Origin of the sequence: Chitinophaga sp. XS-30, from assembly GCF_008086345.1 — a bacterium.
GTDB lineage: Bacteria > Bacteroidota > Bacteroidia > Chitinophagales > Chitinophagaceae > Chitinophaga.
The window spans coordinates 1,426,828-1,445,107 of record NZ_CP043006.1; the positions used below are offsets into that span (position 1 = coordinate 1,426,828).

At 51.8% G+C, this 18,280-nt stretch carries 11 protein-coding genes; 5 read left to right on the forward strand and 6 right to left on the reverse strand.

All coding sequences use genetic code 11. From position 1 onward, the window contains the following. Window positions 1-3 precede the first annotated feature (3 nt). From FW415_RS06030 to FW415_RS06045, 4 genes are all read left to right on the forward strand, one after another. Window positions 4-1,230 (forward strand): WcaI family glycosyltransferase, encoded by a 1,227-nt coding sequence (locus FW415_RS06030; protein WP_148383378.1) that lies wholly within the window; start codon window positions 4-6, stop codon window positions 1,228-1,230. 3 nt (window positions 1,231-1,233) lie between these two features. After that, the gene (locus FW415_RS06035; RefSeq protein WP_148383379.1) at window positions 1,234-2,619 is read left to right on the forward strand and encodes an undecaprenyl-phosphate glucose phosphotransferase; all 1,386 of its coding nucleotides are present in this window, start codon (window positions 1,234-1,236) and stop codon (window positions 2,617-2,619) included. 201 nt (window positions 2,620-2,820) lie between these two features. After that, window positions 2,821-3,525: a HAMP domain-containing histidine kinase gene (locus FW415_RS06040; RefSeq protein ID WP_148383380.1), complete on the forward strand. Its 705-nt coding sequence runs from the start codon at window positions 2,821-2,823 to the stop codon at window positions 3,523-3,525. Between the two features lie 226 nt (window positions 3,526-3,751). After that, window positions 3,752-5,239 (forward strand): glycosyltransferase family 39 protein, encoded by a 1,488-nt coding sequence (locus FW415_RS06045; protein WP_148383381.1) that lies wholly within the window; start codon window positions 3,752-3,754, stop codon window positions 5,237-5,239. Between the two features lie 73 nt (window positions 5,240-5,312). Here the strand turns inward: FW415_RS06045 and FW415_RS06050 are convergent, their stop codons facing one another. The 6 genes from FW415_RS06050 to FW415_RS06075 all read right to left on the reverse strand — a co-directional run bounded on the left by FW415_RS06050 (window position 5,313) and on the right by FW415_RS06075 (window position 15,045). Further along, a complete protein-coding gene (locus FW415_RS06050; RefSeq protein WP_148383382.1) occupies window positions 5,313-6,437 on the reverse strand; it encodes a DUF4998 domain-containing protein in 1,125 nt (374 codons plus the stop codon). Window positions 6,438-6,455: 18 nt separating this feature from the next. Then, window positions 6,456-7,619, reverse strand: a complete 1,164-nt coding sequence (locus tag FW415_RS06055; RefSeq protein ID WP_148383383.1) for a DUF4959 domain-containing protein — start codon at window positions 7,617-7,619, stop codon at window positions 6,456-6,458. Window positions 7,620-7,683: 64 nt separating this feature from the next. Beyond that, window positions 7,684-9,600: a RagB/SusD family nutrient uptake outer membrane protein gene (locus FW415_RS06060; RefSeq protein WP_148383384.1), complete on the reverse strand. Its 1,917-nt coding sequence runs from the start codon at window positions 9,598-9,600 to the stop codon at window positions 7,684-7,686. A gap of 170 nt (window positions 9,601-9,770) precedes the next feature. Continuing rightward, window positions 9,771-13,217, reverse strand: a complete 3,447-nt coding sequence (locus tag FW415_RS06065) for a TonB-dependent receptor (protein WP_148383385.1) — start codon at window positions 13,215-13,217, stop codon at window positions 9,771-9,773. A 159-nt stretch (window positions 13,218-13,376) separates the two neighbouring features. Next, entirely contained in the window at window positions 13,377-14,333 is a 957-nt protein-coding gene (locus tag FW415_RS06070) for a FecR family protein (RefSeq protein WP_168208686.1), read from the reverse strand. Window positions 14,334-14,460: 127 nt separating this feature from the next. Further along, window positions 14,461-15,045, reverse strand: coding sequence for an RNA polymerase sigma-70 factor (locus tag FW415_RS06075; protein ID WP_210420835.1), 585 nt, complete (start codon window positions 15,043-15,045; stop codon window positions 14,461-14,463). Between the two features lie 249 nt (window positions 15,046-15,294). Between FW415_RS06075 and FW415_RS06080 the strand changes: the two genes are divergently transcribed. After that, complete coding sequence (locus FW415_RS06080; protein ID WP_148383387.1) at window positions 15,295-18,279, forward strand: glycosyl hydrolase; 2,985 nt, start codon at window positions 15,295-15,297, stop codon at window positions 18,277-18,279. Window position 18,280 lies beyond the last annotated feature (1 nt).

The following is an 18,280-nucleotide window of genomic DNA, read 5'->3' on the forward strand; positions in this document are numbered from 1 at the left end:
ATTATGGGTAAAAGACTATTGCTGATAGGCGGGAATTATGCGCCGGAACCCACTGGCATCGGGAAGTTCAACGGAGAGATGATGAACTGGCTGGCAAATAACGGGTACGAATGCACGGTGATCACCAGTTATCCGTATTACCCGCAATGGGAAGTGCAGAAGCCGTACGACAGGCTCCGTTCCTGGTACGGGAAGGAAGAAATGAGCGGCGGCAGGCTGAAGGTGTACCGCTGTCCGCAGTACGTGCCGGCCAAACCTTCGGGGAAAAAGCGGATCATGCTGGATTTTACCTTTGCGGTTTCCGCATTTTTCAAGTTGCTGCAATTGCTGCCCGGCAAAAAATATGACCTGGTGATCAGTGTAGTGCCGGCATTTCACCTGGGATTGCTGGCGATCATGTACAAAAAGCTGCGCAAGTCGAAAGTGCTTTATCACATACAGGACCTTCAGATAGAAGCAGCGCGGGACCTGCAGATGATCCGTTCGGGGAGGGTCATCAATATGATGCTCAGGCTGGAAAGGTTCATCCTGCGGAAGGCGGATTTCGTCAGCAGCATCTCCGGAGGCATGATGCGCAGGATAGCGGAGAAGGTGGACAAGGAGATCAGTTTTTTCCCGAACTGGGTGGATGTGGAGCAGTTCCATCCACTGGAAAACCGGGATCAGCTGAAAATTAGCTATGGTTTTTCTCCCGAAGATAAAGTAGTGCTGTATTCCGGTGCCATCGGGGAAAAACAGGGATTGGAGGCCATTCTGCATGCTGCCGCGGCGTTGCGGGAGGTGAAATTCGTGATCTGCGGATCAGGGCCGTATAAAGAAAAACTGGTGGCGCTGGGCAAAACGCTGGGACTGGAAAATGTGTTTTTCCTGCCCTTGCAGCCGCTGGAAGAATTTAACCGTTTTCTGAACATGGCGGACGTACACCTGGTCATACAAAAAGCCAGCGCCAGCGACCTGGTGATGCCCTCCAAGCTCACAACAGTGCTGGCAGTAGGGGGCCTGGCCCTTATAACGGCCAACCCCGGCTCCAGCCTGTACGAACTCGTCAAAGAACAGCAGATGGGCATACTGGTGCGTGCGGAAGACCAGCAGGCGCTGACGGACGGCATCCGTCTGGCTGCACAAGGCCATCATGCGGAATTGAGAAACAACGCGCGCGATTATGCCGCTGAACATTTGTCCATATCCAGGGTCATGGCCCGATTTGAAGAAACCATCGTCAACCGGTAAAGTATGTTGTACAGATATCTGAAAATATTTCTGGTTCAGATCATAGTGCTTGATTTCATTTGCCTTAACGGCCTTTTCTTTCTCGCCGGCTTCGGTCTGCGGCAGTATGATCTGGAATTGCACCAGGGCGCCGATGCCCTGCTGCTGGTGTCCAATATTGCCTGGGCCATTTCCCTGTACACCTCCGGATTGTATTCCGTCAGCCAGCGGCTGTCATATGAAAAAATGGCGCGGAAAACGGCGCACAGTGTGGTGATGTACCTGCTCATCCTCCTGCTGTTCCTCTTCCTTTATCAATATCTCTACTCCCGCTTTTTTGTGATGATGTATTGCTCGCTGTTCATGGTGGCAGTGATCATCAACCGCCTGTTGTTCTACTGGATCTCGGATTCCGTACGCCGGAGCAAGGGCGTGGAACGGAAGATGGTGATACTGGGATATAATGAAATGTCCAAGCAGCTGGCGGACAACCTGCTTACGGAAAAGAGCAATCTTAAAATGGAAGGCTATTTTGAAGAGTACAACAAAGTGCAGGAGTTGTCGTATTACCCGGTAATCGGCAACCTGAGAGATTGTGTGCCGTATGCGAAGACCAATGGCATACGGGAGATCTATTCCACACTGTCACCCGAACAATTTCCTTATCTGTACACACTGGCGTATGAGGCGGAGCAGCATTTTATCCATTTCCGTTTTGTGCCGGATTTCAAAATGTTCGTGAACCGGCAGATACATGTGGACTACTTCAACAACATTCCCATTATTTCCCTGCGCGCCGAGCCGCTTGATGATATTGCCAACCGCATCCGCAAACGCCTTTTTGATATTGTGTTCAGCTCCCTGGTGATCGTTTTCCTGCTGAGCTGGCTGATCCCTCTGCTGGCGCTGCTGATCCGGCTGGAATCCAGCGGGCCCGTGTTTTTCATCCAGCACAGAACGGGAAGGAACAACCGGTCTTTCCGCTGCCTGAAGATGCGCAGTATGTATGTGAACAAGGATGCCAATTCCAAACAGGCTACACGGAACGACAAGCGGTTTACGAAGATCGGCCGCATCCTGCGGAAAACCAATCTTGATGAAATGCCGCAGTTCTTCAACGTATGGCTCGGCGATATGTCCATCGTAGGCCCACGCCCGCACATGCTGAAACATACCGAAGAATACTCCGCCATCATCCAGCAGTACATGGTGCGTCATTTCCTGAAGCCCGGTATCACAGGATGGGCGCAGGTAAACGGTTACCGCGGCGAGATCACCGACAATCAGCATCTGCGCAGAAGGGTAGAGCACGATATCTGGTATATGGAAAACTGGTCTGTTTACCTGGATCTTCGCATCATTTTCCTGACGGTCGTCAACACCGTGCGCGGAGAAAAAAATGCATTCTGACAGCAACCTGTTATTCAACATTTTAGGGGCCGGGACTGTTATAGCCTTTAACGGCGCGTGTTTGATATATTGTTTATAGAAATTTATAATATATATTTGGCGTCAGAAAAAATAGTATTTTGTAAGAACACGTTATGGCGACCAATGCCAGGCAGCCTGAGTTCAAATTTTGAAACTGAATACAAAAACAAGGGGTCTATAATGAAATCTTCCACAGGAACACGCAATCTTCCTGAGAATAAGTGGCTGATCGATGATGTTTTTCATGAGTTACGGTCTATTCTCTCCGGCATACTCTCCAGTGTAGAGTTGATAGAACTGTACGCAGCCAGGCCGGGTTCGGAGGAGAAGATCAACCGGCAGGCCGGGTCTGTGAAATTGCAGGTAACGGAGCTGGAATTTCAGTTGCAGAATGTAAAGATCATTCAGCATATCCTGAACAATACGCTCAGGCCTCATCTTGCGCCGGTTAATATATTGCATACGCTGGAAGCTTTTGTGCAGGATGAACGTTACGGCTTTCTGTTCAGCCAGGGAGTATCGTTTCAGGTGAATACGGAAAACGAGATGGCGGAAGTGGATGAGTTGTTGCTGAAGCAGATGGTCCTGAATATGGCTTACCGGATGATGAAGAACGCCATGATAAATGACCAGCCTTCCATGAGCTTTATTTTCGATGCGGACCAGTTGACCATCAGCGCCAGATATACCGCTAACGGCACTGTTTCGTCCACGCTCAGGGCTTTTACAGGGGAAGACCGGCTGTATGCCGGTGCTTTTATGGATCAGCGGATATGCCAGTTGATCGCGATGATCGCGGAGATGCATGGCGGAAGCTTCGGCATTGAAGTAGAGCAGGAGCGGAATGTGGAAATGCTGGTAAAGATGCCTTTGTCGATAACATGACCGGTTTCGGCGATATATTGATGATGAAATCTCCTAATTTTGGATAAATTAGGAGATTTTTTGTTTTTTGGGGGGTATCGGAACAAACTGAGCAGGTAATTATGGACTGGTGGCCGGAGGATGTTTGCAGAAAGAGGAGCGTGAAAGAGCCGGTTCCTGCCTGTCCGGGAATTGCTGAAAAGTGGCAGGGTGATCTTTCCATATCATGACCGGTTAAACACTTCATATGAACATTGCGGATCTGTCAGCTTGGGCAAAGGTAAACAGGCTTGTTGTTGCAGCACTACTCATCATCTTTTCACTAAGGATCATCTTTACCGGCGTAATGGGCCTGATGCCGCAGGACGCTTATTATTATTTCTATTCGGAGCACCCGGCGCTTTCCTATTATGATCATCCTCCGGCCATTGCCTGGCTGCTGAAAGCATTCACGACAGTACTGGGAAAGGAGGTGTTCGTTATCAAGCTGGCGGATACGGTCACTACCTTGCTGACCTTGTTCTGCTTTTACCGCCTTGCGCGGCTTTTTACGAGCCGTCATGTCGCCGGAAAGGCGCTGCTGCTATTGTTTCCCACGCTGATGATCACCATCCTGTCGCTGGTTTCCACTCCGGATGTTCCCTTAATGCTCTGCTGGACGCTGACGCTGCTTTGTCTTTACCATGCTGTTTTCCGGGGAAAGAAGATGTGGTGGATATGGGCAGGCGTCATGATGGGCCTGGCATTCGATAGCAAATACACCGCGGTATTCCTGCCATTCGGGTTGTTGCTGTTCCTTGTTTTTTCGGCGCAATACCGCCGCTTGCTCTGGTCTCCCTGGCCCTGGCTGTGCTTTCTTTTCATGGCGTTGCTCAGCAGTCCTGTTATTATCTGGAACCTGCAGAACGACCTGGCATCTTTCCGTTTCCAGTCTTCGGGACGTACGGGAGGTATAGCATTCCGCCCGCTGGACATCCTGGGCGTCATCGGTCATCAGGCAGCCATCCTGCTGCCGGTGCTGTTCTTCGGGCTGATGGTCATATTGTATAAAACGGTACGTAAATACGGGCTAAGGATCGCAGCTGTCCCTCCAAAGAAATTGTTTCTCCTTTGCTTTTTCATCCCGGCGTTCGCGGGCTTCTTCCTGATATCCGGTATTTATTGGGTGAAGCTGAACTGGATGATGCCGGCATATATCAGCGGTATCATCTGGGCAAGCGCGTACTTCTCCCATAAATACATCCGCTGGCAGCAGGTGGCCGCGGTGATCGTACATCTTGCCATGGCTGTGGAACTGCTTTTTTATCCCGTTCCGGTAAACTCTGATGATGTATGGATGGGATGGGGGCAGATGGCGGGAGCCGTTCGCGAGGTCAGGGAACAGTACCCGGAAGACTTTGTTTTTTCAGCGGATAGCTATAAGACCAGCGCCGTGTTGAATTTTTATTTCGATGAGATGGTGTATGGCGAGAACATCATCGGGGAGCCGGCTTTGCAGTTTGATTATGTGAATACCGATCTGAATGCGTTAAAAGGCAGGAACGCTTTATTCGTCAATTCTGTAAAGGAGCTGGGGGATGAGGTGGATGAAAAAGCCTTTGTGTTACGATTGAAAGCATATTTCACTTCGGTGGAAGCATTGCCGCCGGTTATCAGTAAACGCGGCGGAAAAGTGGTGCGGAAATTCCTGGTGTACCGGTGTTTTGATTACCATCCGGAAGGGGTGGGGAAGTGATCTGCTGCCCCTCGGAAACAAAAAAAAGAGCCGGCGCTAATGCACCAGCTCCTTTTACAATTAATTGCGATCATCACTGCTCCACTCCATACACCGCAAACTCCGCCAGGTGCGAATGCACCGTCACCCCTTTCGTCATATACACCCTGATGTGCCGCATTACCGGTGCGCCGATGATGTTGAATGATTGCGGACCAGTCTGATCAGGCAGCGTAAATGTTCCGCAGGTACGCCATTCCACACCGTCATCACTTCCCTGTATGGAGAATTCTGTAAAATCTTCCCGGTAATAATCCGGGCGGGAGATCAGTTCTACCCGCGTCACCTGTACGGGACCTTGCATATCGAATGCCAGCCAGTAAGGATAGCCAGTGATGGCCGAAGTATGGCGGGAATGCCAGTAGGTATCCGTTCTTCCGTCCAGCACAAATTCCGCCGGGCCGCCATTGGGCAATTGTCCCGTTGCTTCAAAAGTACTGGCCGTTGCCGTCCATGCAGTCCGGTCAATCTTCGATGCCGGTGTTTGTTCTGTGTAATCCGTATAGAAGGTATCGATGGCGAGGGAATCCGGCAGGAATAGGGTCCTGTAAGCATAGGATGTATTGGGCTGGTAGTCCATGATCCAGCTGGAATCCGATCTGGCGTCGAATTGCATGGTGGCCAATTCGCCATCCGTATTCGTGTACCGCACTTCGGTGGCAATGGCGCCGCCGGTGGTGTCCGCTGCACCCCATTCGATCAGCATAGAGCCGTCTGTTCCCAGTGTGCTGGCGTTGAGCGCTCTGGTGAGGAGGCCGGACTGGTAGCGGCTGCCGAAAACTGTTCCGGAGACTTCTACCGGGATGGAAACGTTGCCCTCTTCATCATAAGTACGGATATTGAATGTGTAGTCGTTTTCCGCCAGGCTGGTAAAAGTGTACCGGACGGTATCTTCTTTTTCACCGATGTTCAGCTCAATGGAATCGGTATAGTTATTCCAGTAAATACGGGCTTTGACCACCTGCGGGTCGGGGCCGCGGAGCCAGGAGATCATGGCGCGGTTGTTACCGGGGTGAACTCTCGGGGAAAGGGCCTTGCCGGGGTAGATGATGCCGCCCGGCGCCAGGAACTCCTTGTAGTTATCGTCCATTTTTCTGCAGGCCGCCAGCAGGCAGATGGCGGTGCAGATCATTGTCAGGTAATATAGTGGTCTTTTCATGTTAGTCGTTTTGTGTCATTACTGTATCTGTCCCCAGAAGAATATTTCCGCGATGGTTACCTGGGGGCCGCCGCCGTAGGTGGCCAGCGTTTTCCAGCGTACATAGCGGTATGGCGGGGGAACAAAATCGAGGTCATGATCTTCGCCGAGCACATGAGCGGCATTGATCTCTTCGGCCGTCGGGGTGCCGGAAGGCTGGTAGTTGCTGAATTTTCCCAGCAGGTGCCAGTTGTTCCAGCCTCCATCCGGGTCGGGATCATTGGAACCGTAAAGCTCGTACACCTTTACATTCCCCCCGGTGAAAGTATAGTTGGGAAGGCGCTGGTGCATTCTCACACGGCTAAGCACTACGGATACACCCAGGTCTACCGTGAACCATTGCGGTGTGAGCGTGTTGTGCTTTGATGCGAAGATGCTGCCGATGTCTCCATCCCACATCCTTTCAATAGGATATTGCGGTTCCACCGGATCATAAGTATCAGTGGGGAGGCGGACAGCCGCAAAGGGCTTCGGGATGATCTCTTCGAAGAAAGGTGTGAGCGTGGCAAGGAGTGTGTCAGAGCGGTTATTCCAACGGTCCCGCAGATAAACAGCGAAGCGCTTTTCCGTGGGTGGCAGACCTCTGAAGGATAGCACACCCTGTGGCGCCCTGGTGTAGAAGGCCTGCAGTTCCGTCCAGAACCCCTGCCCGCTGGTATCCGCCAGCAATATCACGGTCAGGTTCGCTTCCAGGGGATTTTTGAAGCGCATTTTCACACCGCCGAAGGCGGCTTCTATTGTCAGGGAATCGAATACGGTGCGCACCGGGGGAAGTAGCGGAGTAACGGAGATGGTGACCGGCTCGGATGATCTTTCATTTTTGCCGACGCTGTACAGTTGTATATCGTATTTGCTGGTATCGCCAAATCCGTTCAGCATCAGGGTATCCGAATAAATGGAGGACTTCGCTTCCATGCGTACGCCCGGCCTGATATCGTACACGGCTTTCACGTATTGCAGTCCCGGATCTTTGGGCAGTTTGTAGGTCAATATCGCGCCGCCGGGAGTGCTTACTACTTTGATATCGCTGATCTGTGCGGGAATGGCGGTTGAAGTGTCGATATGGTCCAGCCGGTCCATTTCCTTGCAACCTGCCCATAAGAGGAACCCTGCGCAGGTTGAGATATATAATAGCTTTTTCATCAGTTCATATTTTAGTTTTTACGGGTCAGATGAAATGGTTATTTCATCTGTTCATTTTAAGTATTTACCAACCGATGTTCTGTACCAGGTTCCGGTTGTTCACGATCGTGGCTTCCCGGATGGGGAAGAAATAGTCTTTCAGGCTGAAGGTCTGGTTGAACAACACTTTCGGACGGTAGAAGAAAGATTCTGCTGACTGTTCTATATCCCATCCTTCTATCGGGCGCCGGTATTCGCCGACGGCGGTTTTCCAGCGGCGGATGTCCCAGAACCGTTGTCCTTCGAAGGCCAGTTCTATCAGTTGTTCCTGGTGGATGATCTCCCGCATTCCTTCGGGGGTAGCGTATTTCCCGGGCAATGTGGACCAGGTGTCCCAGGAGTATTGTACATCTTCCAATCCCGCGCGTTTGCGTACCAGGTTGATGTATTGATGTACTTCAGGCGTGGGGCCTTCCGATTCGTTCAGGGCTTCTGCATACATCAGATAGAGGTGAGCGAGGCGGATGACGGGCCAGGGATAGGAAGTGATCGTGTAATCAGAAACGGAGGAGCCCTGTGTGTTCTGGAAGTGCACATATTTTTTGATGAAATATCCCGTCACTGATCCTTTGTCCGGCTGCACCTTGCCGTTGGGTTGCCCTTTTTTGGCGGCAACGTAGTAAAGTGTGGCAGGATTGGCGTCATCGTACTGTCCCTGTCCGTACCATACTCCGCCATCGAATCCAAGGTTGGCGTAGAAACGCGGTTCGCGGTTGAAGTTCAGCGAAGCTGTCGTATAGCCGTTCCGGATATACAGCGCTTCATCAGGCTCGGCGCTGCGCAATGCATATTTGTTGGCCGCCCATGTTTTGTCTTCTGTGATCGGTACGCCTTTATCCGAATAGAACATTTCAACGATCTTCAGCGGTGGCGCCAGTTCAGACACGATGCGCGGGTTATCGATATAGCGGTGGTCCACATTCGGCGTAGCCACTCTCTGGATCAGGCTGGCGATGCTCTGGGTGTTGGCCCAGATGATCTCGCTGTTCCATCTTTCTGTGAATACGTTGCGGATGGCCAGCTGTGTTTTGGTCGTATCGGTGAGATTGTACTGCTGTACATTGGGCCTGTATTCATAAAGGGCCAGGCCGGCATCGTGGCAAACATCGATCGCTTCCCGGCAGGCCGTCACGGCGGAGTCCCACTTGGCGGCGGACACGGTGGTATTGAACAGTTGTACGCCATTATTGTTTTTCAGGGTGGCCTGGTCTCCGTTGCCGTTAAAAAGCGGGCTGGCGGCTGTTACCAGTACTTTGGCCTTCAGCGAGTAGGCGATCGGCTTTGTAATGCGGCCGAGCATTCTGGCAGGATTGGCGATGTTCAGCGGCAGCTCGTCCTTGGCTTCATCCAGCAGTTGCGTGATATAGCGGAAGCAGGAATCCACGGGATCACGATACACTTTCACCCGGTCTATATCCACATCAATCGGCAGGTTTTCTTTGATGATGGGGATGGGCCCGTACATTCTCACGAGATAGAAGTGATACCAGGCTTTGAGGAATTTCACTTCTGCGATCCATTCTTTCCGTTCATTGATCTCAAGGTCCGGTACCTTGCCGATGTTTTCGAGGAAGATGTTGCAATCGCGGAGACCTCTGTACAGGCTTGTCCAGGAGCCTTCGCCGTAGGGGTTTACGGTATTTTGCAATCCGCGGGCGATGTTGAAAATATTGTGATCGAACTCAGGGAAGCCGGGGTCTGTCAGCGCCCACATCTCATCCCCACCCAGAATTGCAGGGTCCGCGGTGAGATCACCGTCCCTGGGCATATACGAATAACAGGTGTACAGGAATTTTTCCGCTTCTGTACGCATGGTAAACGCATTATCGATCGTGGAGATGTTGTCCGGCACCACATCGAGGTATTTGGCGCAGGAACCGAATACCGTCAGGGCAACGAGCATGCATCCTGCTATACGTTTGCTGTTCATTATCTTTTTCATCCGTTCATATTTAGTTTTCTACGGGCCGGATGGAATGTTATTTCATCCGTTCATATTTGATTTTTGCAGGTCAGATGGAATGTTATTTCATCCGTTCATGTTTGATTTTTTGCAGGCCGGATGGAATCCTATTTCATCCGTTCATGTTTATTTTTCAGCTAAGCATTCATTTAGTTAAAGGTCACATTCGCGCCGATGTTGAAAACACGCTGTACAGGATATCCGAGGCCATTGCCGGCCATTTCCACATCCCACATTTTAAACTTGCTGAACAGCAGCAGGTTTGTACCGGTGAGGTAGAGGCGGACATTGCTGGTATGCAGCCTGCGCTGGATGTTCTGCGGCAGCGTATAACCCACTTCCAGCTGCTTCAGCCGGAGGAATGCGGCATCGCGCATGAACCAGGTGCTGGTCTGATTATTATTGTTGTTCAGCGTTGCGCTTAGCCTGGGCCAGATGGCGTAGATGTTCTGATTGTCTTCAGACCAGTGGCTTTCCGCATATGCCTGGAGCAGTTGTGTTTCGTTCTGGGCGGCAATGTTATTGTCCCGTTTGAATGGAGAGGTGGCATTCGCATCTATCCAGAACGACTGGTTGGCAGCTCCCTGGAAGAAAGCGGAGAGATCGTAATTTTTATAGCGCAGCGAGAACCCGGCGCCGTAAATGATCTCCGGTACCAGCGGGTAGCCGATGGGCACCTGGTCTGCTTCCGTGATCTTGCCGTCCCGGTTCACATCCATGTATTTGATATCGCCGCCGCCATATACAGCGCCGAATTCCTGGCGGGGCGAGTTGGCGGCTTCCTTGTCATCCACGAACAGCCGCTCTGCGATGTAGCCGAACTGCTGGTTGAGGGAATTGCCCACACGGTAGCGCCAGAACTCGGCGTACTGCGGTTCTTCGAATACCCGGTATTTGCTGGTGGCATAGGTGAAATTCCCGCGCACGGAAAGCCAGAGGTCTTTGGTCCAGGATTGCCCGTAATCCAGTGAAAGGTCCACACCCTGCCCTGAAGCTTCGCCCACATTAGCCCTGATGGGTGCGGAGAGGCCCATGGTATTGGGGATGGCTTCACGGGTCATCAATATGTTATCCCGGTATTCTGAAAAGTATTCTGCAATGATGTTGATCTTGCCGAAAAGGCCCAGCTCCATGGCCACGTTCTGTTTGCGGGCTGTTTCCCAACTGATCTCGGTATTGGAATAGCGGGATACAAGGATGCCGTTCTTGAACTCGTCCAGTTCTCGGCCGAAGCGGGCGCCTCTGCCGGAGTTGTTCATATCTACATTGGAGAGATAGAAGAAACGGTCCTGTGCCGTACCGATCTGGTCATTGCCGACCATTCCGTAAGAGTAACGCAAACGCAGATTGGAAACCGTTTTCAGCATTGGTTCCCAGAATTTTTCCCGGGAAATGCTCCAGGCCGCACCGCCGGAAGGGAAGAAGCCGAACCGGTTGCTTTTGTAAAATCTTTCCGAGCCATTGTATCCGAAATTGAATTCGGCAAAGTAGCGGTTGTCATAGGAGTAGGTAGCGCGACCGGAAAGCCCTACGTTCCGGGAGGGGAGCGATTGCTGAAGGTCACCGGCATTGGCATTGAGGCTCTGTCGGGTGATGAACACCAGCAGGCCGCTAACGCCGTGTTTGGCGAAATCGCGGTTGTAGTTCACCATGGACTCCATGTAAAAAGTGGAGTTCAGTGTTTTGGGACCTTCATTGTAACCGAGGTATTCCGTACCATCATCGTTGATCTTTGATATCGTATAGCTGTCGCTTAACCGGTCATAGCTGGCAATGTTGTACCAGAAGGGGTTGTAAAAGCGGTTGACATCGAAGTTGGAGGTGCGGTTGGTATTCATCATGGTTCTGACGGAAAGCCCTTTCACCAGTGCGCTCAGGTCCTGCTTCAGTTCAAACTGTGCCAGCATCTGGGCGCGGGATTGGTCACGATAGCCTCTCACCATGTCCGCATAAGGGTTCAGGTATTCGCCGCGTTCGCCGTAATTTCCGAACATGATATGGCGGATATGCTTGTGCTGTTCGTCTACCGGATAATAGGCCGGGAACAGTACGGGATTGGACTGCATGATCTTGCGGTACATGCCCGCACCGCCGTCTATCGGTCCCGTATAGTCGTCGAAGTTACCACTGAGCCTTACGATCAGTTCGGTTGATTTGGTGAGATCAATGTTCACATTGGCGCGCAGGGAATAGTTCTTCAGATCGATATTATTATTGAAGTTATTGCGCTTGTCCACTTTCAGTATGCCATTATCTCTGCTGAAGGAGCCCGCCACATAATACCTGGCTACGTTCCCGCCGCCGCTTACATTGAGGTTCACGCGCTGGTTCATGGTATTGTCTTTGAACAGCATTTCCCTCCAGTCGTTAGCAGGGTACACGAGCGGGTTCATGCCGGCAGCGGTATTGGCGATCTTTTCTTCCGTATAGGGAAGTGTGCCGAGAGGGTTGCGCGTCAATACCGCTTCGTTGTGCAGTTTCATATAGGTGACAGGGTCGGCCAGTTCGATATTCTGCGTAGGTGCGGAGATTGAATTTTCAAGGCGGAAGGAGATCTTGGCTTTTCCGGCAACCCCCTGTTTGGTAGTAACGAGGATGATGCCGTTAGCGCCACGGGCGCCGTAGAGTGCAGTAGCCGTGGCATCTTTCATGATGGAGAAGCTGGCGATATCGTCCGGTTGCAGGCGGGCGAGGTCTGTGGTGGTCAGCTCAATACCATCGATAAGGATAAGCGGGCGGGTATTGTTGCCAAAGGTGGTAATGCCGCGTACGAAGAAGTCCGCATTATCTGCGCCTGGCTCACCGCTCCGCTGATAGGCGATCACACCGGCCAGGCGTCCGGCCAGGGCGGTGGTCAGGTTGCTGGAAGGCACTTTCAGGTCTTTGGGATTGATGGTCGTGATGGAGCCGATAACACTTTCTTTTTTCTGCACCCCGAAGGCAACGATGGTGACTTCATTGAGAGCGTTGGCAGGGTTGGGCTCCATCTTTACATCCAGCGTGCTTCTTTTGCCGACGGTGATCCTGCGGGTAATAAAGCCCAGGAAGGAGAACACCAGCACCTCATCATCGTTATTGATCTGCAGGGTATATTTTCCTTCGGCATCCGTAACCGCGCCGCGGGTGGTGCCATCCACTTTTACGGTGGCGCCGGGAAGCCCGCCGTTCTCATCGTAGATCTTGCCTGTGAGAACGCGTTGCTGAGCCGGAGCTGCAGGAGAAAGCGGAGCATCGTATTGCACAACGATCTCGTCTCCCAATACCCTGTAGCTGATCCGTTGCCCCTGGAAACATTTGTTCAGCACATCTTTCAGCTTGTTGTTTTTTGCGGTTACGTTTACTTTGACGGTGCTGGCGGCGATCTGCCCGTTGTAGGTGAATTTCACGGACGCGGCATCTGCGATCTTTTCCAGCGCCGGGCCGAGCAGCTCATTCTTCAGGTTGATCGTTACCTGTTTGTCCAGCAACTCCTGCCCCCTGGCATGGCCCGCCAGAACGGTGAGTGCCGTGGAACACAACAGGCAGAAAATAAAGAAACCATGCTTCAGGGAACACAGCACTTTACCCCTGCCTGACAGGGCGTACTTTTTTTTCATACTTTTACGCATATTTAATTGTTAGATAATGGCTGTAACGGATGCTGGTTGGCACTTTCGCGTCCGTTATGCAGTTGAATTGTGAACATAGGCACTCCTTTCATGCCCGTGGTGCGGACATCGCGGGTATGAAAGAAATTTTTACAGATCACTTTTCTTTCATCGACAAGTTCCTTGTGTAATGATATACTGTTCCCCCTTTTTAATGAGACTCGCATTGATAACCAGGCAGAGCTTGTTCAGGAATGCTTCAACATCTTCCCCTGCTTTTAACCTGCCATAGAAGAGACAGTCGCCTGTTGATCGGTCTGCCGATATTTTCACGCCGAACATATGCTCCAGGTCTTTTCCAATGGCATTGACACTGGTATTCCGGTATTCTATATTGCCTTCCCTGCGCTGGAGCATGATTGCCGCGTCAGGATAAGCGAAGGTGTGGATCGCGCCATCCGCTTTATTGAAGACCCCTTGTTGCTGTGGTTCCAGTTTTTGCTGTTGCGGCCCCCGGGCCAGCAACACAGCCCCGGTAAGCAGGGTTACCTCCACTTCCGTATCATCGGCGTATCCCCTGATATTGAAAGATGTGCCCAATACCCTGGTGCTAAGTTCCCCGGTATGGATCAGGAAGGGACTGCTTTCATTTTTTGCCACTTCAAAGAAGGCTTCGCCTTCAAAAGTGACTTCGCGCTTTTCTCCGGTAAATTTTTCGGGGTACCGGAAAATGCTGCCCGGCGCCAGCCATACCCATGTGCCATCCGGCAGTTCGATCTTTTTTCGTTCGCCAAAGCTGGTGGTGACAAGCCGTGTGATTTGCTGCGCGACGGGCTGGTACAGGAGCTTGCGGGTGATGAGGCCCGAGAGGATCAGCAGGATGAATACTGCCGCGTATTTCAGGAACGTGAAACGTTTGCGGGGCTTTGTTTTACGGATATGTGCGCGCAGATTGCCAAGCATCCGTTCTTTCAACTGCGTTTTTTCTTCCGTTGAAGCCACCGGCCATTCCGATACCTTGTCGGCTTCCCCGCGGTACCAGTTGAGTAATTCCTGCCGTTCAGCCTCCGTGGCGGAACCATCAAGATATTTTTCTATAAGGTCGTAAATGTTGGTTCTCTCCATTGAAAAATCGATTTTGCAATGATCGGCAAGTATATAAGTACCATAACCGGGCATGATCCCTTAGTAGGGGCAGGAAATTTTTCAGGGATTTTTTTGATGAAAAACCGCTGGTGCGGTGGAGGGTAATTTACTGTTGACTGATGAGCAGCAAAAGCATGGGCGCCGAATGCTTCAGATTGATCCTTATGGTTTTCAATGCTTTCGTCAGATGCGCTTCCGCTGTTTTGGGAGAGATGTTCATCTTCGCAGCGATCTCGGGAATGGTCAATCCTTCCCGGCGGCTGTATTCGAATACGAGGCGGCATTTTTCGGGAAGCTGTTCCACGATGCCTTCAACATATTCTTTCAGGAAGCGGGCATATATTTTTTCCTCTTCGTCATTGACGGACCATTTGTGGTAATTGTCCTTCACGATCTCCAGCCGTCTGCGCTGCCGGCGGATATGCTTGAAGACAGAGAACTTGATGGCGGTAGCCAGGTAACCATTCAGCGTATCGATCCGTACATCGCCTTTCCTGTCCCACAAACTGATAAATACCTCCTGCGTGATCTCTTCCGCCAGCACCTGGTCTCTTGTAAGATTATAGGCGATGGTGAACAACTTTTCCCAATAACGGTGATAGATCTCGGTAAAAGCCTCCTCCCTCCCCGCAACGAGAAGGCTGATCAACTCCTTATCCGAAAAAGTATAACCGGACACTGTTTTGGCCACAGATTTGAAATTTAATAGCCTCTAAGATTAATACTGCTCGTGGACGACCGGTGCTGCCAGGTCCTTTTAAAGTTAGGTCCATGTTGCGGGCGGAACACGCCTCCCGTGACCGGCTAAAGTTAGTATTTCATTTTATACGATGATAGTGAAAACAAAAAAGGACAGACAGTACAGGATGCCGGTTTATTTTGGATAAACGAACTTTAAAAACATTAAAATATCTTTATTTTTATTTACATTTTTGTGTTTATGCCTATTGACCGCAGAAAATTTATCCAGCTATCCACGTTTTCGGCAGCCAATTTCGGTCTGCTGGCCCTGGCCGGGAAGGCCGGTTTTGCGCTCGGCGTTTCGGCTCCGGCAGATGATCTGTATCGCAATTTTCTTACCCCGGCCCTGCCTTACCGCCCCGGATGTTATTGGTGGTGGTTCAATGGGCTGGTCAGCCGGGAGGGGATCACGCGGGATCTGGAGGAGTTCATGGCCAAGGGGTTTGGTGAGGTATATCTGATCAACACCTCCGGCGGTCTTGGTGGCGCGCAGGTGCCGCAGGGCGCGCGGCTGCTGTCCGATGAATGGCGGGAGCTGTACCGGCATGCGCTGGATGAGGCTGCCCGGTTAGGCATCGTAGTAGGGGTGAACTTTTCTTCCGGCTGGTGCATGGGCGGCCCCTGGATAAAGCTGGAGGATGCCGGCCGCTGGTTCCTCCAGTCAAAACTGCAGGTCACCGGGCCGCAGCGTTTCTCGGGAAAATTGCCCCTGCCGGGAAACCGGGATGGATATGATCACGTTTTCAACCCGCCGGGTTTCAAAGATTATATCGATCTGCCACTGGAAAAACTGGATTACCGGGATACCGCCGTAGTGGCGTTTCGTGTGGAAGATGAAATGCTTTCCCGTTTCCGTGAGCCTTTGAAAGCACTGCTTCCCGCGAAAACCAACCGCAAAGATGCCAGCAATTTCATCCAATCAAAAGATGTAATGATGCCGGTGCTGGAACCCTGGCATTCCGGCGAAGATGACCGCCCCATTGCGGTGCAGGATGTGGTGGATATCACAGATAAAATGGGGGAGGACGGGCATCTGGAATGGGAAGTGCCGGCAGGGAAATGGGTGATCCTGCGTACCGGGCACCGCATGACCGGCTCCAAACTTCTGATCGCACAACCGGAAGCAAACGGACTGTCGGTAGACTGGTTCAGCAGCAAGGCGGTTGATCTGCAGTTTGAACATATGGGTAAAATATTGATTGGCGATGCCGGTAAGTTGACCGGCACTACATTGAAATACCTGGGTGATGACAGTTTTGAGGACGGTTTTCCAAACTGGACCCATACCATCCTGGAAAAATTCAGGCATTACCGGAAATATGACCCAACGCCATACCTGCCCGTGCTGAACGGTTACATTATCGGCAGTGCGGAAGTATCAGACCGTTTTCTGCATGACTACCGGAAAACCGTTGCCGACATGATGGCCGATGAACATTACGGTCATTTTGCGAAACGCTGTCACGAGCACGGCATGCTCGTACGGAATGAAGGCGCCGGCCCCAGCCGTTCCGGTACCATGTGTATGGATACCCTGAAGAACCTTGGCAGGAGCGATCTGCCTACGGGCGAGTTCTGGCTGGGCCTGCGGCATGATGAAGCGGGCGGGCTGGATGAAAAACAGTCTTACGGCATCACCCGCCTCGAAGGCGGGCAGAACAAGGTGACCAAAATGGTGGCCTCCGCGGCGCACATCTACGGAAAGAAAACCGCTTCTGCCGAATCGTTTACCTCCTTCCGGCATTGGCTGGATTACCCGGGCAATATGAAACAGGCTACGGACAGGGCCTTCTGCGAAGGCATCAATCAATTCCTGGTGCATACGTCTACAGCTACACGCCCGGAAGACGGTAAGCCAGGATATGAATACGGCGCCGGCACACACTTCAATCCCAATGTGACGTGGTGGAGCCATTCCGCTCCGTTCCTGACCTACATTACGCGATGCCAGTACCTGTTGCAGCAGGGTCTTTTTGTGGCGGACGTCCTGTATTACAACGGCGATGTGGCACCGAACATCGTAGCGCCGAAACATACCGATCCCTCCCTCGGTAAGGGTTATGATTATGATGTCTGCAATGAGGAAGTATTGCTGACAAGATTGTCTGTAAAAAATGGCCGTATTGTCTTGCCGGACGGGATGAGCTACTGCCTGCTCGTACTGCCGGATGATAAACGTATGCCCGTTCCTGTTATAGAGAAGATCCGGGAGCTTGTTAACGCAGGCGCTACCGTTGTCGGCCCCAAACCCGGGCAGGACCCGGGGTTATATAATTTTCCGTCCAGCGATGCAACGGTGCGAAGGGTAGCGGAGGAAGTCTGGGCCAGCCTGCGGGTTCACGCCGGCGTTACGATCCGTGAGGTATTGCTGAACGCCGGGGTGCAACCGGATTTTGAGTATGATGATCCGGATGCTTTCATCGATTTCATTCATCGCCGGGATGGCGATACGGAAATTTATTTTATCGTGAACCGCAACAACCGCCCCGAAAAAGTACAAGCCACTTTCCGGGTGGCAAACCGGCAGCCTGTGCTGTGGGATGCGGTGACAGGTGAACGGCGTGCGCTGACGGTATCGGCAACAGCTTCCGGCAGCACCACCGTGCCGCTGGAGTTTGAACCTTTCCAGTCCATGTTCATCATCTTTTCCGGTCCTTTAAAGAAGAATAGCAGAGGGGTAAATTTCCCCGCTGTCCGCGAGTTGCAGGAGATCAAGGGGGCCTGGAATGTGCAATTCGATACGGAATGGGGCGGCCCTGCTTCCGTAGTATTCCAGGCGCTGATGGACTGGACGCAGCATTCCGATGAAGGTATCAGGTATTATTCCGGTTCCGCTACTTACGTCAAGCAGTTTGATATGGATGTGATGGCACCTGCCGGTACAAAGGTGCTTTTGGATCTCGGTACGGTCAAAAATATCGCTTCGGTAAAACTAAATGGGGCGGACCTCGGTATTGTGTGGACGTTCCCCTGGCGGGTGGATATCAGCAAAGCGTTGAAAGCAAAAAGCAACCGTCTTGAGGTGGAGGTCATCAATCTCTGGCCCAACCGTTTGATCGGAGATGCCAGGCTCCCGGCGGAGCAAAGGCTGACGCGTACCAATATCACACTGAAGAAAGATGCGGCTTTACTATCATCGGGATTGCTTGGGCCGGTGAGGGTGTTGGTGGAGGATGGTATATAAA

Bases quoted from the DNA above. Each gene is read 5' to 3' on its own strand.
- FW415_RS06030 (WP_148383378.1), top strand. From the start codon at position 4: ATGGGTAAAAGACTATTGCTGATAGGCGGGAATTATGCGCCGGAACCC.
- FW415_RS06035 (WP_148383379.1), top strand. From the start codon at position 1,234: ATGTTGTACAGATATCTGAAAATATTTCTGGTTCAGATCATAGTGCTT.
- FW415_RS06040 (WP_148383380.1), top strand. From the start codon at position 2,821: ATGAAATCTTCCACAGGAACACGCAATCTTCCTGAGAATAAGTGGCTG.
- FW415_RS06045 (WP_148383381.1), top strand. From the start codon at position 3,752: ATGAACATTGCGGATCTGTCAGCTTGGGCAAAGGTAAACAGGCTTGTT.
- FW415_RS06050 (WP_148383382.1), bottom strand. From the start codon at position 6,437: ATGAAAAGACCACTATATTACCTGACAATGATCTGCACCGCCATCTGC.
- FW415_RS06055 (WP_148383383.1), bottom strand. From the start codon at position 7,619: ATGAAAAAGCTATTATATATCTCAACCTGCGCAGGGTTCCTCTTATGG.
- FW415_RS06060 (WP_148383384.1), bottom strand. From the start codon at position 9,600: ATGAAAAAGATAATGAACAGCAAACGTATAGCAGGATGCATGCTCGTT.
- FW415_RS06065 (WP_148383385.1), bottom strand. From the start codon at position 13,217: ATGAAAAAAAAGTACGCCCTGTCAGGCAGGGGTAAAGTGCTGTGTTCC.
- FW415_RS06070 (WP_168208686.1), bottom strand. From the start codon at position 14,333: ATGGAGAGAACCAACATTTACGACCTTATAGAAAAATATCTTGATGGT.
- FW415_RS06080 (WP_148383387.1), top strand. From the start codon at position 15,295: ATGCCTATTGACCGCAGAAAATTTATCCAGCTATCCACGTTTTCGGCA.